Origin of the sequence: Budvicia aquatica DSM 5075 = ATCC 35567 (assembly GCF_000427805.1) — a bacterium.
In the GTDB taxonomy this organism is placed as follows: domain Bacteria; phylum Pseudomonadota; class Gammaproteobacteria; order Enterobacterales; family Enterobacteriaceae; genus Budvicia; species Budvicia aquatica.
Genome location: NZ_ATYS01000002.1, coordinates 16,085 through 31,819 on the forward strand (window position 1 = coordinate 16,085; position 15,735 = coordinate 31,819).

The following is a 15,735-nucleotide window of genomic DNA, read 5'->3' on the forward strand; positions in this document are numbered from 1 at the left end:
AATGAATAGCTACACCATTAAAGACATTACCCGACCTTCTGGTGGTTTTGCCATGTTGGCCGTTGATCAGCGAGAAGCAATGCGCTTAATGTTTGTTGCGGCGGGCATCAAAGCCCCGGTAAGCGATCAAGTCTTAACGGATTTCAAAGTTAACGCTGCCAAAATATTATCACCATATGCTTCAGCTATCTTGGTTGATCAGCAATTTTGTTATAAGCAAGTCGTCGAGCAAAAGGCTATCGCAAAAAGCTGTTCAATGATTGTTGCTGTAGATGAGTTTATTCCAGGAAATGGTATTCCTGTTGACAGCGTAGTGATTGATAAAAATATCAATCCACAAGCGGTTAAAAAAGACGGCGGAAAAGCACTGAAGTTATTGGTGTTATGGCGTAGCGATGAGGATCCACAACAACGGTTGAGTATGGTTAAAGAATTTAACCAGCTATGTCATGCCAATGGCCTAGTTAGCATTATTGAACCCGTTGTTCGGCCGCCGCGTTGTGGTGATAAGTTCGATCGTGAACAAGCCATTATCGATGCTGCAAGAGAATTGGGTGACAGTGGTGCTGACCTTTACAAAGTGGAAATGCCACTGTCTGGTAAAGGCTCACAGCAAGAACTTCTTACTGCATCTCAAAAGCTAAATGAACATATCAATATGCCTTGGGTCATCCTCTCTTCAGGTGTCGATGAAAAACTGTTTCCTCGAGCGGTCCGCGTTGCAATGACTGCCGGAGCATCTGGCTTTCTAGCTGGTCGCGCCGTATGGTCATCGGTAGTTGGCTTACCTGACACTGAACTTATGCTAAGAGATATCTCGGTACCTAAGCTACAGCGATTAGGCGAGATTGTTGATGAAATAATGGCTCGCCGTAGCTAATTAGGGATGCTGGATTATGAAATGGTTTAATACGTTAAGTCACAATCGCTGGCTGGAGCAAGAGACTGACAGAGTTTTTGATTTCGGTAAGAATGCGGCAGTTTCTACAGGATTCGGTTGGCTGGGGAATAATGGTCGAGTTAGGGCCGATATGGGTACGCATCTGTGGATTACCGCTCGTATGCTGCACGTTTATTCTGTTGCTGCGTCGATGGGGCGCCCTGGCGCGTATCAACTTGTCGATCATGGTATTAACGCCCTTAACGGTGCTTTATTAGATAACGAATATGGTGGTTGGTACGCCTGCGTTAATGATGACGGGGTTGTTGATGCATCAAAACAGGGATATCAGCATTTTTTTGTCTTATTGGGGGCTGCCAGTGCTGTAACGACTGGGCATCCTAAAGCTCGAAAATTGTTAGATGATGCTATCGCTATTATCGAAAAGTACTTCTGGAGCGAACAAGAGCAGATGTGTCTGGAGTCTTGGGACGAAGCGTTTAACGAAACTGAAGATTACCGTGGTGGCAACGCCAATATGCACGCTGTAGAAGCTTTTCTGATTGTTTACGATGTTACTCACGACCGCAAGTGGCTCGATCGGGCGTTACGGATTGCCTCAGTGATTATTCATGACGTTGCCAGAAGTGGTGAATATCGAGTCAATGAACATTTTGATGCGCAATGGGCCCCTATCCGGGACTACAACAAAGAAAATCCAGCTCACCGCTTTCGAGCCTATGGGGGAACTCCTGGGCATTGGATCGAATGGGCTCGCCTGATGTTACACCTTCGAGCTGCGTTAGAAGCTCGTTTTGAAACACCTCCTGACTGGTTATTAGATGATGCGAAAGGCTTATTTCATGCCACGATTCGTGATGCCTGGGCACCTGATGGTGCGGATGGTTTTGTCTACTCCGTTGACTGGGAAGGAAAACCGATAGTGCGAGAAAGAGTGCGCTGGCCGATTGTTGAAGCAATGGGTACTGCCTACGCCCTTTATTCCGTTACTGGTGATGCACAGTATGAAGCCTGGTACCAGAAGTGGTGGGATTACTGTACTAAATATTTAATGGATTATGAAAATGGTTCATGGTGGCAGGAGCTGGATACTGATAACAAAGTGACGACCAAAGTGTGGGACGGCAAGCAGGATATTTACCATCTGTTGCACTGTTTAGTCATTCCAAGATTACCGCTGGCTCCGGGATTAGCACCTGCCGTTGCCGCCGGTCTGTTGGATATAAACGCTAGGTAAATACGATATTTTGCAAGGAAGTTGGCTATGCATAGTAGTGGAAAAACTATCGTACTTGTTACGGGAAATTATCAGGCAAAAATCGTTTCTGTTGGCGCCGGAATAGCTGAACTGACCCATCAAGGACGCCATTTGGTGGTACCGCATAAACCAGAAGAAATGCCGTTAGCGCATATGGGAAAAGTGTTAGTTCCTTGGCCTAATCGCGTAGCTAATGGTTGCTACCATCATGATGGTATCGAATTTAAGCTTCCCATTAATGACCACGAATCAAACGCTGCTATTCATGGTTTTTTAGCCTGGCGAGATTGGCAAGTTACTGAGCAAACCGACTCAACCGTAACTCTGACGGCGTATTTACCACCGAGCTATGGCTATCCCTTTATGCTTGTTTCAACAGTCACTTATCAACTGGATGCTGAAGTAGGTTTAACTGCTGATATTGCAACAAAAAACATTGGTGATAAGCCTGCGCCTTATGGTGTCGGCGTTCACCCTTATTTAACCTGCAATTTAGATAAGGTAGATAACTATCGGCTAACCATCCCTGCTAATCAGGTGTTTGAGGCTGATAAGCAACTTAGTCCTTCATATTTTTTCATTGCAGAGCAATTTGGTTTGAATTTTTTAACAGCAAAGCAAATTGGTGCGATTAGGATCGATCATACGTTCAAAACCGCTATACCTGAAACCATGGCTGAGTGGGAAGTAATCATAACCAGCCAGCAACAGAATATGGCGGTTTACTTACGGTCCGAACAGCCATGGTTACAGGTTTACACTGGCGACAAATTAAATCGGTTGGGATTGGCCGTAGAGCCTATGAGCTGTCCTCCGAATGCATTTAATTCCCTAATAGACTTAATTTCACTTGCTCCAGATGAGTCGCATCATCTGTTTTTTGCCATAGGTATTAAATAAGCCGGGTAAAGCTGATGCGATAACAACTGGTAATAACAATATCAATAAGATACCCAAATATTATGGAGGTTATAGTGGATACACTACAGCGTAATTTATCTAATCTCGAACTAACGACGTTAGATGATGGATTTCGACTAACTTATCAACAGCGTACGATCTTACGGCATACAGAGCAGGCTCCCTGCTTATGGATTGGCGGTGGCGAAGCGGATATAGAAATGTTCCGTGGCAACTTCAACATTAAAGATCGTCTGAATGAAAAAATTGCCCTTACTGACACCTCGATTATTGCACAGCCGGATGGTTGGACGGTGTACTTTAGTCGAGGGAATACTCTTGGTTCAACGCTTGTAATTACTACCGATGAACAAGGTCGCCTGAAAATTACACTAAAAAATGACGATCGGACGCACAACCGTATTTGGCTACGGCTAGTCGCGCAACCGGACGATCACATCTATGGCTGTGGTGAGCAATTCTCATACTTTGATTTACGTGGCAAACCTTTCCCGTTGTGGACCAGTGAACAGGGAGTAGGGCGTAATAAGCAAACTTACGTTACTTGGCAAGCTGACTGCAAAGAGAATGCCGGCGGTGATTACTACTGGACTTTCTTTCCACAGCCAACATTTGTCAGCACACAGAAATACTACTGTCACGTTGATAATAGTTGCTATATGAATTTCGATTTCAGTGCTCCGGAATATCACGAACTGGCTCTGTGGGAAGATAACGCGACATTGCGTTTCGAATGTGCCGATAGCTATATTAGCCTGTTGGAAAAACTTACGGCGCTGTTAGGTCGCCAGCCTGAATTGCCGGACTGGGTTTATAACGGGGTAACGTTGGGTATTCAGGGCGGTACCGAAGTTTGCCAGCAAAAGCTTGATGCTATGCGTAACGGTGGCGTGAAGGTCAATGGGATTTGGGCGCAGGATTGGTCTGGCATTCGCATGACCTCCTTTGGCAAGCGTGTGATGTGGAACTGGAAGTGGAATAAGGATATCTATCCTCAGTTGGATACGCGTATCGGACAGTGGAACAAAGAAGGTGTGCAGTTCCTCTCCTATATTAATCCCTATGTCGCCAGCGATCGCGACCTGTGTGAAGAGGCGGCAAAACACGGTTATCTTACTAAAGATGCTAATGGTGAGGATTATCACGTCGAGTTTGGCGAGTTCTATGCGGGCGTCGTGGATCTTACTAACCCGGATGCTTATGACTGGTTCAAAGGTGTTATTAAAAAGAATTTAATCGAATTGGGCTGTGGTGGCTGGATGGCTGACTTTGGTGAATACTTGCCGACCGATACATATCTGCATAATGGTGTTAGTGCGGAGATTATGCATAACGCTTGGCCAGCATTGTGGGCAAAGTGTAACTACGAAGCCCTACAGGAGACTGGCAAACTCGGTGAAATTCTGTTCTTTATGCGTGCCGGTTACACCCACAGTCAGAAATATTCGGTAATGATGTGGGCGGGCGACCAGAACGTAGACTGGAGCCTCGATGATGGACTTGCATCCGTAGTACCAGCTGCCTTGTCTCTAGCAATGAGCGGACATGGTTTACACCATAGCGATATTGGTGGTTATACAACCTTGTTTGAAATGAAACGCACTAAAGAGCTGTTGCTGCGCTGGTGTGATTTTTGTGCCTTCACGCCGATGATGCGAACCCACGAAGGCAACCGTCCTGGTGACAACTGGCAGTTTGATAGTGATGCTGAAACTATTGCCCATTTTGCTCGCATGACCAGCGTATTCACCACCCTGAAGCCTTATATCAAACAGGCTGTAGAACAAAACTCACAAACTGGTTTGCCGGTAATGCGTCCGCTTTTCTTGCACTACGAGGATGATGCCCACGCCTACACGCTGAAATATCAGTATCTGTTCGGTCGCGATCTGCTGGTTGCTCCAGTGTATGAGGAGGGCTCTGCTAACTGGTCGTTATATCTCCCTCAGGACGCGTGGATCAATCTTTGGACTGGGGAAACACATTTAGGTGGTGAGGTAACGGTAGATGCGCCGATTGGCAAACCTCCCGTGTTTTATCGTGCAAATAGCGAATGGGCAGCGCTGTTCAGTTCATTACGTCACATCTGATAAGGCTAGCCCGTCGGAGTGAACCGGCGGGCTGAAGGAGAATAATAATGAGTCAAACCTCGACAGAACCGGCTACTTTACGCTTACCATTCAAAGAAAAATTGGCCTATGGAATGGGCGATTTAGGTTCTAATATTCTGCTGGATATAGGTACCCTGTACTTACTGAAGTTCTATACAGACGTTCTTGAATTGCCCGGGACTTATGGCGGTATCATCTTCCTGATTGCCAAGTTCTTTACTGCTTTTACCGATATAGGAACCGGTATTATGCTGGATTCACGGCGTAAAATTGGCCCTAAAGGTAAATTTCGGCCCTTTGTCTTATACGCCGCGTTTCCAGTGTCATTATTGGCGGTCGCCAACTTTGTTGGTACGCCGTTTGAGATAACGGGTAAAACCGTGGTAGCAACGCTACTGTTTATGATGTATGGATTGTTCTTTAGCATGATGAACTGTTCATATGGCGCTATGGTTCCGGCCATTACCAAAAACCCGGATGAACGTGCATCGTTAGCTGCATGGCGTCAAGGCGGCGCTACGCTCGGCCTGTTATTGTGTACCGTTGGCTTTGTGCCAGTGATGAACTTAATTGAGGGCAATCCTCAACTCAGCTATATTTTTGCCGCCACAATTTTTTCTTTGTTCGGCCTGTTCTTTATGTGGTGGTGTTTTGCTGGCGTGAAAGAACGCTACGTTGAAGCACCGCCTGTAAATACGACACAAAAACCAGGCCTGTTACAGTCCTTTCGCGCTATTGCGGGCAACCGTCCGCTCTTCATCCTCTGTATTGCCAATCTGTGCACGCTTGGAGCATTTAACGTCAAACTTGCTATTCAGGTCTATTACACCCAATACGTGCTAAACGATCCTATCCTGCTCTCATATATGGGCTTTTTTAGTATGGGGTGCATCTTCATCGGCGTCTTTTTAATGCCCGGTGCAGTACGGCGATTTGGCAAGAAGAAAGTCTATATTGGTGGCCTGTCAGTTTGGATCGTTGGTGATATCCTGAACTACTTTTTTGGTGGTGACTCCTTGAGTTTCATCGGATTCTCATGTCTGGCATTTTTTGGTTCTGCTTTTGTAAATAGCCTTAACTGGGCGCTGGTTTCCGATACGGTGGAATACGGTGAGTGGCGCACTGGGGTGCGCTCAGAGGGTACGGTATATACCGGTTTCACCTTCTTTCGTAAGGTGTCACAAGCGCTAGCAGGGTTCTTCCCTGGCTGGATGTTGACGCAGATCGATTATGTGCCAAACGTAGTGCAGTCGGCTAGCACTCAGGAAGGCTTGCGCCAGTTGATCTTTATTTACCCTAGCGTACTAGCGGCAATCACTATTGTGGCAATGGGCTGTTTCTATAACCTCAATGAAAAAATGTATGTTCGCATTATTTCTGAGATAGAAACTCGTAAACGTCTGGCGTAATGCATTCAATATGATGGCGCTCTTTATGAGCGCCATGAGGATCGATTATGAAGGATTTATATAACCATGATCCGTTGACCCTGAAACTGAGCTTGCGTGAGAAATATTCTTACGGAATGGGCGATTTTGGCTCTAATTTGATGCTGTGCATTGGTACATTATATCTGTTGAAGTTCTATACCGATGAGCTTGGGATGCCTGCTTTTTATGGTGGTATTATCTTTTTAGTGGCAAAGTTTTTTACCGCCTTTACCGATATGTTTACGGGGGTATTACTGGATTCACGTCGTAATATCGGTAAGGAGGGTAAATTCAGACCGTTTATTCTTTATGCATCGGTACCTGTTGCGCTGGTTGCTACCGCTCAATTTATAACCAATGACTTTAACCTGACGGTGAAAACAGCGCTTGCGACGGTGTTGTTTATGATGTTCGGGCTATTTTATAGTCTGATGAATTGCTCCTACGGTGCAATGGTTCCTGCCATCACTAAAAATCCTCATGAGCGTGCACAGCTCGCCGCTTGGCGCCAGGGAGGAGCAACTATCGGGTTGTTGTTATGCACAGTAGCATTTATGCCCATTCAGGCGTTATTTTCCGGTTCTTCTTCTTTAGGCTATTTTGTTAGTGCTCTGATTTTCGCCACCTGTGGTCTGTTTTGTATGTGGCGATGCTATAGCGGAGTAAAAGAACGCTATGTGGAAATCCCGCCCGAGAGTCATAAACCTAGTATTTTACAATCGTTCTACGCCATATTTCGTAACCCACCACTGTTGGTGTTGTGTATTGCCAATTTGTGCACATTGGCTGCATTTAATATCAAATTGGCGATTCAAGTCTATTACACTCAGTACGTGCTGAACGACATTCACCTGCTTTCGTGGATGGGTTTTTTTAGTATGGGATGCATTCTGATAGGCGTATTCCTTGTTCCCAAGGCTGTGAAATTGTTTGGTAAAAAGCAGGTCTATCTTGGCGGGTTAACGTTATGGGCTGTTGGCGATGTGCTGAATTTCCTGTGGGGTAGCAGTTCATTATCTTTTGTACTGTTTTCCTGTATGGCATTTTTTGGTACCGCCTTTGTTAATAGTCTGAACTGGGCTCTGGTCCCCGATACGGTTGATTATGGCGAGTGGAAAACGGGTATTCGTACCGAAGGTGCTGTTTATACGGGATATACCTTTTCACGAAAGATTTCAGCGGCTCTTGCCGGTTTTCTACCGGGTATTATGCTTACGCAAATTGGTTATATTCCTAATGCTATTCAAAATAGCGCTACGTTACTGGGCTTACGTCAGCTTATTTTTATTTGGCCGTGTGTGCTGGCGATTATCGCTGCTTTAACCATGGGGCTGTTTTATAAACTTAATGAAGAACGTTTTGCTTTAATTATTGAGGAGATTGATAAGCGAAAGAAAAATAATATGTCTGAACATGGTTTGGATGAAAATAAAACCTCTGTAATAACTATATAAAAATAATAGCCGTTATTCACAGCCCTTTAAGGGGACGGCCCCTTTATGCCTAAAAAATGGAGTTATCATGAAAAAACTGACTACTGCAATAATATTATCCTCCGTTATATCAGCACCTGTTTTTGCTGGTGCATATGTCGAAACCCGAACTGCTTATAATACTGCATCTGACTTAAATGAAGTTATTCTGCGTGGGGGATATAACTTTGACATGGGGGCTGGGCTAATGTTTACCAATGCCTATAACGTTGGTAAATGGGATGAAATTAAACATAGTTATAATGAAATTGAAGGTTGGTATCCGCTATTTAAACCTACAGATAAGTTAACTATTCAACCCGGAGGATTAATTAATGATAATCGTGATGGTTCAGGGGGGGCTGCTTATTTGGATATCAACTATAAATTTACTCCAACTTTTAATCTGACGTTCCGGTATCGCTATAATCATAGTAATTATGACACTATGGATCTCAATGGTGATATGAATAAAAACGATACACATGAATTAGCCAACTATTGGAATTTCAAAGTGACGGATGCTTTGTCCTATACTTTTGAACCTCACCTGTTCCTGCGTGTTAATGATTTCAACAGCAAAAATGATAAAGACCACCATTGGGAAATTACTAATAAATTCAGTTATAAAGTTGATCAAAACTGGATGCCTTACCTCGAATTGCAGTGGTTGGACCGCTGGAATTATTATAACAGCGAGCAGTACCGCATTCGATTAGGTGTAAGGTATTCGTTTTAGATGATGGTGACTTTGCAGTGAGAATGGACCAAAACTAGCTGAATGGGATGTGTGTGAGTTTATGATTAACCTGAACTTTGGATAAGTAATAGAACTAAAATAAGAGAGTTGTTCTTTTATACTCCGTTTCATTTCACAGACACAATTCGTTGTTATTCAAACAGGCCCTGACAGCTTATGTCCGGGCCTTTTTATCATTTACTGCAAGTTAAACGACATTCAACTGCCCCATCATCCCCAATGTTTCATGCTCCAGAATATGGCAGTGGTACATACGTAATCCCTTATGGTTCTGGACCATTTTGATCCGCACGCGTTCATAAGGGCGCAGGTTAATGGTGTCCTTATGGCCGATATAGTCAGGTGCCCGGGTGCGGCCGTCTAGCTGATAATTAACGACGGTAAACTGGGTACCGTGCAGGTGGAAATTATGATCCATATGAGAGTTGTTGAAGATCTCCCATTCTTCGACTTCGCCGACTTTGCTGGTTAAATCGATGCGGTTCATATCATGTTTCTTACCGTTAATCAGAAAGTTCATACCGTGTTGGCCGTTGCCCATTGCCATAGTTTCGGTATATTCCAGCGTTTTAGTGGCCGTTGCTTCACCCAGCTGCGGCAGCGTTGTTAGCTTCTCAGGCAAGGTCGGAAGGGCAGCGGACGTCATCACCACGGATGCCAGATCGCGCGTCACTTCCGGCGCGTGTCGACCCATTTTTCCGCGATCGTAGGCCAGCGCTTTTAAACTCACCTGAGTGCTCTTTTTCGGAACGATCAGAATCTCTGCACGTTCACCGGGGGTCAGCAGCAGCGAGGTCAGCTTGTGAGGTTGTTCCAACCGCCCGCCGTCCGTGCCAATCAGATAGATATCGGCATCGCTAAGGGCCAGATTGAGATAACGGCCGGAGCAGGCATTCCACAATCGGGCACGGGTCGCGGTATTGATAGTAATCTGTGGCTGGTGGGCTCCGTTAATTAATACAAACTGGCCTTCGCGGCCGTTCATCCAGTCCATCATCGAGTTTGGCGCAATCTGACCGTCGGCGGCCAGTTTCAGGTCTGACATTAGCCAGTTCTGAACCGGAATATCGGCCAGCGGGTCGCGTTTAGGCTTAACAATAAATACCCCGGCCAGCCCTCTGAAAGCCTGTTCGGCCACGGTTTCATGCCCGTGCGGATGATACCAATAAGTACCGGCACTGCCTTCAGGCAGGGTAAATCTATAGGTGTGTGATGCCCCAGGTAGCACTTCATCCTGAGGATTGCCGTCTTGGTCAGGCGGTACCGGTAATCCGTGCCAGTGAATGGTTGTCGGCTGAGGTAGACTATTTTTCAGGGTAATTTGGACGGTGTCCCCTTCAAAAACTTCAATTGCCGGGCCGGGAATTTGATCATTATAGGCCCAAAACTCGGTAGAGACTTCCGGTGTAAGCTGCAGCGTGACCGGCTTTGCCTCTAGAAAGGAAAAAAAATAGCCGGGACGGCTGCTGGTATTCCCCAGCGATTGAAGCTCGGGAAGCGGAAGGTTTTTCGGTAAGGCCGATTCCGGCAGTAAATTTCCGCCGCTTGACGACATATGCCCCATATTTTGGCCGGACATATTCATACCTTTCATACCATGCCCGGACATCGGCATATTGCCCATCTGATGAGGCTGAGCCATGACGTTAGTGATGCTCAGCGTGCCGATGGCTGCGGCCAGCTTGGTTAAGAAAATTCGACGATTCATAATGATACCCTTTTCGCGGTCCGGCTTAATGCCACTGGCTTGTGCATTGGCCATCTCCATATTCAGTCAGTTACGACAGCCGCAAATAAATCCGGCCTGGTGTCGCAGTAATATTGTTGGGGCTAAGCCCGACAGATTTAACTGAATGCGTAACGGGGAGGGTGCAGCTCCGGCAGTAACGATAATGAAGGCCAATCGTTAACCACCGCGGCATAGCGCGGGTGAGCTACCGGCTGGGTGGGTATCACCGTGGTGGCTGAGGTAATGGAAGCACACATCATACAGTGGGAGGCACTGAAACAATGGTCTGCTGAAGGCATATGATGCTGGTCAGGCTGCTGTGCTAACACGCTGGTAACTAAAGGATGACAGGGTGATTGATCTGCAGACATGGCGAAACCGGGTGCTGAAAACAGCACGGCCAGCATCAGACAAAGCCTTGTTATTAAGTGCAGATTCATCGTAATGAGTTATCCGTTCCCTGAGTACCAATGTGTGTTACCTATGGTAGTCGCGGGTCGGCGGAGTTTCAACCGTCTTTAAGGTTCTTTAACAATGGGCTTGTAAAATATAACAAATAAATCAATCGGGTATAGCCGTGATTGACCGCTATACCCGATTTTGAAGGGCGCTATCGTTTCCGTTTAAGCAACAACAGGCTGATCAGCAGGAACAACAGGCTTGGCAGTATGGCCCCGAGAATCGGCGGCATATTAACCACCATGCTCAGCGGGCCAAAGATCTTATTCAGAACGTAGAAAAGAAAACCAAAGCTAATACCGATAACAACCCGAACGCCCATAGGCACGCTGCGTAGCGGACCAAAGATAAAGGACAGGGCCATTAGCATCATGACCGCCACAGACAGCGGCGATAAGACTTTATTCCAGAATATTAATTGATAGCGGCTGGACTCCTGCCCGCTCTGCTTAAGATATTTGCTGTATTCATGCAAACCGCTGGCGGAGAGGGATTCTGGGTCCATGGCTACCACGCCCAGCTTATCCGGGGTCAGGTTGGTTTCCCATTCATCATTCAGGGTCTGTGTACCAATAATTTTGTTTGGCTGGCTCAGGTCCGATTGATCGACCTGAGTTAGCAGCCATTTTTTATTGTCTTTATCGTAAGTTGCCGTGCCTGCGTAGCGCACCGAAAGCAGCTTTCGGTCATTATCAAAGTGATAGATGCTGACGCCGGAAAGTTCATCTTCTTTGGCTACGTTTTGAATATAGATAAAGTCATTTTTATCTTTAGCCCAGATACCGTCGCGGGTAGATAACAGCGAGTTGCCATACATCATTTGAGCGCGCATGTTACGGGCGGTTTGTTCACCGGCCGGAGCAACCCACTCACCGACAGCCATGGTAAGTAATACCAATGGAATGGCGGTTTTCATCACGGCCGCGGCAATTTGCATGCGGGTAAAGCCCGAGGCTTCCATAACCACTAATTCACTGCGGGTGGCCAGAGCACCTAAACCCAATAAAGCGCCCAGCAGAGCGGCCATCGGGAAGAAGATCTCAATGTCTTTTGGTACGCTGAGCAGGGTATAAAGACCTGCCCCCCAAGCGTTGTAATCGCCGCGGCCGGTTTTACGTAGCTGGTCGACAAACTTAATAATGCCCGACAGGCTGACCAGCAGAAATAGCGTACTCATGATGGTGCTGAATATGGTACGGCCAATATAACGGTCTAATACACTAAACATTAAGCCGTTCCTCTTAACCGGGCACGTATACGACGGGCTGGCAGGGTATCCCACAGATTTAAGATAATGCCGAGGGCCAGGTAGAAGGCATTCACCGCCCAAATCCAGACCATCGGGTCAAGCTTGCCGCGGCTGGCATTAGACTTTAGTGAGCTCTGAACTAAGAAGTAAATCAGATACAGCAACATCGCCGGTAGCATACTCACGACCCGACCTTGACGTGGATTAACTTCACTCAGTGGCACCACTAACAGTGCCATCAACGGCACGGAAATGATCAGCGTCAGGCGCCAGTTCATTTCAGCTTTCGCCTGATGAGAATCTGATTCAAGCAGCGAAGCAAAGCTGGCCTGCTCGACGTCACTGCTGTCAAACATAGCTTCCTGGTGACCAACAACGGCCTGATATTGATTAAAATCGGTGATCCTAAAGTCTCTTAATAATGCAGTCCCTTCGTAGCGGGTGCCTTTATCCAGATAGATGCGCTGATTGCCATTCGGGTCTTCGGCAATATAGCCTTTATCAGCCACCACCACGGAAGGGCGTTGGTTACCGGAAGGACGCAGCTGGGCCAGAAAGACGTTAGTAAATTTATTACCGTCAACATTGCCGACAAACAGCACGGCATTACCGTCCTGTGAGGGTTTAAACTGGCCTTCAACTAAAGCACCCAAATTAGGGTTAGCTTTGGCTTCGGCAATAATTTTTTCCTGATTGACCGCTGACATCGGGCCAAGCCAGATTGAGTTGATAGCAGCCATTGCGCCGGTAAACAGCGATAGTACCAGTGCCGCGATCAGCAATACGTTTTTGCCCAGGCCACAAGCGTGCATAACGGTAATTTCACTTTCCGTATACAGCTTACTAAAGGTCATCAGGATCCCTAAAAACAGACTCAGCGGAAGAATCAGCTGCGCCATTTCAGGAATACCAAGGCCAAGCAAAGAAAAGACTAAACTTGTGGGGATGTCTCCCTCAACCGCCATCGACAAAACCCGCACCATTTTTTGACAGAAAAAAATCAAAAATAGAATAAACAGGATTGCGATTTGGCTCTTGAACGTCTCTCGGATCAGATATCTAATGATTATCAAGTTAATTACGCCTGTGAAAACTTGTTTTTTTACAGGAAAGCCGATACTTTCATCGTTAGTTCGCCATTTTCAACATCATCTATCATAATGGCAGCCTGCAGTGCTAATAATAGTATTAATGCGCAGAAATATTAACACCTTTTGTGTTAATCAAAACCACAGGGTGGCGTGACCTATGGATCTATCTATTCTATCCATAATTAGCCTACCTTGTCTCTTTAAGATTCAGGAGAGTGCATGGAGTTCAGTGTAAAAAGTGGTAGCCCGGAAAAACAGCGTAGCGCTTGTATCGTGGTCGGTGTTTTTGAACCGCGTCGCTTGTCACCTATAGCCGAACAGCTGGATAAGATCAGCGATGGTTATATCAGCGCCCTGCTTCGCCGTGGTGAACTGGAAGGTAAGGTTGGCCAAACTTTATTGTTACACCATGTGCCTAACATACTTTCAGAACGAATTTTATTGATTGGTTGCGGAAAAGAGCGCGAGCTGGATGAGCGTCAGTATAAGCAAGTGGTACAAAAAACCATTAATACGCTGAATGATACTGGCTCAATGGAAGCGGTTTGTTTCTTAACCGAGCTTCACGTTAAAGGTCGCAATACCTACTGGAATGTACGTCAGGCGGTAGAAACAACCAAAGAAGCGCTGTATATCTTCGACCAGCTTAAGAGCAACAAAGTTGAACCGCGTCGTCCGCTTCGCAAAATGGTACTTAGCGTACCGACCCGTCGTGAATTAACCTGCGGTGAACGGGCCATTCAACACGGTTTGGCTATTGCTGCCGGTATTAAAGCCGCGAAAGACTTAGGCAATATGCCGCCAAATATCTGTAATGCCGCCTATCTGGCCTCTCAGGCCCGTCAGTTGGCTGACGCCTACAGTGAAAATATTATTACCCGGGTCATTGGTGAACAGCAGATGAAAGAGTTGGGCATGAATGCCTATCTGGCTGTTGGTCAGGGTTCACAAAATGAATCTCTGATGTCAGTGATTGAATATAAAGGTAATCCGAATGCGGATGCTAAACCGATTGTATTAGTCGGTAAAGGGCTGACCTTTGACTCCGGCGGTATTTCGATTAAACCAGCCGAAGGCATGGATGAGATGAAGTACGATATGTGCGGAGCCGCCTCGGTATACGGGGTGATGCGCGCAGCGGCTGAATTAAAACTGCCGTTAAATATCATTGGCGTGCTGGCCGGATGTGAAAACATGCCGGGTGGCAGGGCTTATCGCCCCGGTGATATCTTAACGACTATGTCTGGTCAAACCGTTGAAGTACTCAATACTGATGCTGAAGGCCGTTTAGTGCTGTGCGACGTATTAACTTACGTTGAGCGTTTTGAGCCGGAAGTGGTTATCGATATCGCGACGCTGACCGGAGCCTGTATTATCGCTCTGGGCCATCAGATTACCGGTCTGATGTCTAACCATAATCCACTGGCGCATGAATTAGTGGGGGCTTCTGAACAGGCCGGCGATCGTGCATGGCGCTTACCGCTGGGCGATGAGTTCCAAGAACAGTTAGAGTCTAACTTTGCCGATATGGCCAATATTGGTGGCCGTCCTGCCGGTGCGATTACCGCAGGGTGCTTCCTGTCGCGCTTTACGCGTAAGTACAGCTGGGCCCATCTGGATATCGCCGGCACGGCATGGCGTTCCGGTAAAGCCAAAGGCGCTACCGGTCGTCCGGTGGCGTTGTTGACTCAGTTCCTGCTTAATCGCGCCGGTCAGAACTGCGACGAATAGCAGCAATAGGGGTAAAGCCGGTAAGAGGAATCAAGGCGAGTCAGTTATTGCTGCCGCCTTTATCACTTATTTGTTATTATCATGACCATTATCAGGTGATTCATCAGGGGCACGCATCGCGTGCCCCTAGCCATTAAATCGAGAATGCTTTCCGGCCGTTATGAAAAACGCAACATTTTATCTGCTCGACCATAGCAATACATCACAAGGGCTATCAGCCTGTGAAGCCCTGACCTGTGCGGTTGCCGCACAGCGCTGGCGTATGGGAAAACGAGTATTAATCGCCTGTGAGAGCCTTGAGCAAGCGCAGCGTTTAGATGAAGCGTTATGGAAAAGAGATACTGAGGAGTTTGTTCCTCACAATCTGGCCGGCGAAGGTCCGAAGTATGGCGCTCCCGTTGAGCTGTGCTGGCCCGAACGCCGGGGCAATTCTCCGCGAGATTTACTGATTTCTTTACTACCGCAGTTTCCGGATTTTGCCACTGCTTTCTATGAAGTGGTAGACTTCGTTCCACATGAAGATGAGTTAAAACAGTTGGCGCGCGAACGTTATAAAATTTATCGCAGCGTCGGTTTTAACTTGTCCACCGCAACGCCGCCAACTACTGAATAGCGTAAAAAAA

General features: G+C 46.7%; 13 protein-coding genes. 9 read left to right on the forward strand and 4 right to left on the reverse strand.

Going from position 1 to position 15,735, the window contains the following annotated elements:
* Position 1: 1 nt before the first annotated feature.
* From yihT to ompL, 7 genes are all read left to right on the forward strand, one after another.
* Positions 2-880: a sulfofructosephosphate aldolase gene (gene yihT / locus YWE_RS0101690; RefSeq protein WP_029092948.1), complete on the forward strand. Its 879-nt coding sequence runs from the start codon at positions 2-4 to the stop codon at positions 878-880.
* Positions 881-896: 16 nt separating this feature from the next.
* Positions 897-2,138 (forward strand): sulfoquinovose isomerase, encoded by a 1,242-nt coding sequence (yihS, locus tag YWE_RS0101695; RefSeq protein WP_029092949.1) that lies wholly within the window; start codon positions 897-899, stop codon positions 2,136-2,138.
* Between the two features lie 27 nt (positions 2,139-2,165).
* Positions 2,166-3,059: an aldose-1-epimerase gene (locus YWE_RS0101700; protein WP_036014746.1), complete on the forward strand. Its 894-nt coding sequence runs from the start codon at positions 2,166-2,168 to the stop codon at positions 3,057-3,059.
* Positions 3,060-3,121: 62 nt separating this feature from the next.
* Positions 3,122-5,170, forward strand: a complete 2,049-nt coding sequence (locus YWE_RS0101705) for an alpha-glucosidase (RefSeq protein ID WP_161628757.1) — start codon at positions 3,122-3,124, stop codon at positions 5,168-5,170.
* Between the two features lie 47 nt (positions 5,171-5,217).
* Positions 5,218-6,600: an MFS transporter gene (locus YWE_RS0101710; RefSeq protein WP_029092952.1), complete on the forward strand. Its 1,383-nt coding sequence runs from the start codon at positions 5,218-5,220 to the stop codon at positions 6,598-6,600.
* Between the two features lie 47 nt (positions 6,601-6,647).
* Positions 6,648-8,075: an MFS transporter gene (locus tag YWE_RS0101715; protein WP_029092953.1), complete on the forward strand. Its 1,428-nt coding sequence runs from the start codon at positions 6,648-6,650 to the stop codon at positions 8,073-8,075.
* A gap of 67 nt (positions 8,076-8,142) precedes the next feature.
* Entirely contained in the window at positions 8,143-8,832 is a 690-nt protein-coding gene (gene ompL, locus YWE_RS0101720; RefSeq protein ID WP_029092954.1) for a porin OmpL, read from the forward strand.
* Positions 8,833-9,040: 208 nt separating this feature from the next.
* Here ompL and YWE_RS26320 read toward each other — a convergent pair whose 3' ends face one another.
* From YWE_RS26320 to lptF, 4 genes are all read right to left on the reverse strand, one after another.
* Entirely contained in the window at positions 9,041-10,561 is a 1,521-nt protein-coding gene (locus tag YWE_RS26320) for a multicopper oxidase family protein (RefSeq protein WP_036014860.1), read from the reverse strand.
* Positions 10,562-10,698: 137 nt separating this feature from the next.
* Complete coding sequence (locus YWE_RS0101730; protein ID WP_127526436.1) at positions 10,699-11,022, reverse strand: hypothetical protein; 324 nt, start codon at positions 11,020-11,022, stop codon at positions 10,699-10,701.
* A gap of 170 nt (positions 11,023-11,192) precedes the next feature.
* On the reverse strand, positions 11,193-12,269 hold the full coding sequence (gene lptG, locus YWE_RS0101735; RefSeq protein WP_029092956.1) for an LPS export ABC transporter permease LptG: 1,077 nt from the start codon (positions 12,267-12,269) through the stop codon (positions 11,193-11,195).
* Positions 12,269-13,363 (reverse strand): LPS export ABC transporter permease LptF, encoded by a 1,095-nt coding sequence (lptF, locus tag YWE_RS0101740; protein WP_029092957.1) that lies wholly within the window; start codon positions 13,361-13,363, stop codon positions 12,269-12,271. Before lptF ends, lptG begins: the two co-directional genes overlap by 1 nt.
* Before the next feature lie 237 nt (positions 13,364-13,600).
* Between lptF and pepA the strand changes: the two genes are divergently transcribed.
* Both pepA and YWE_RS0101750 read left to right on the forward strand, forming a co-directional pair.
* Positions 13,601-15,112, forward strand: coding sequence for a leucyl aminopeptidase (gene pepA / locus YWE_RS0101745; RefSeq protein ID WP_029092958.1), 1,512 nt, complete (start codon positions 13,601-13,603; stop codon positions 15,110-15,112).
* 160 nt (positions 15,113-15,272) lie between these two features.
* Positions 15,273-15,725 (forward strand): DNA polymerase III subunit chi, encoded by a 453-nt coding sequence (locus YWE_RS0101750; protein WP_029092959.1) that lies wholly within the window; start codon positions 15,273-15,275, stop codon positions 15,723-15,725.
* Positions 15,726-15,735 lie beyond the last annotated feature (10 nt).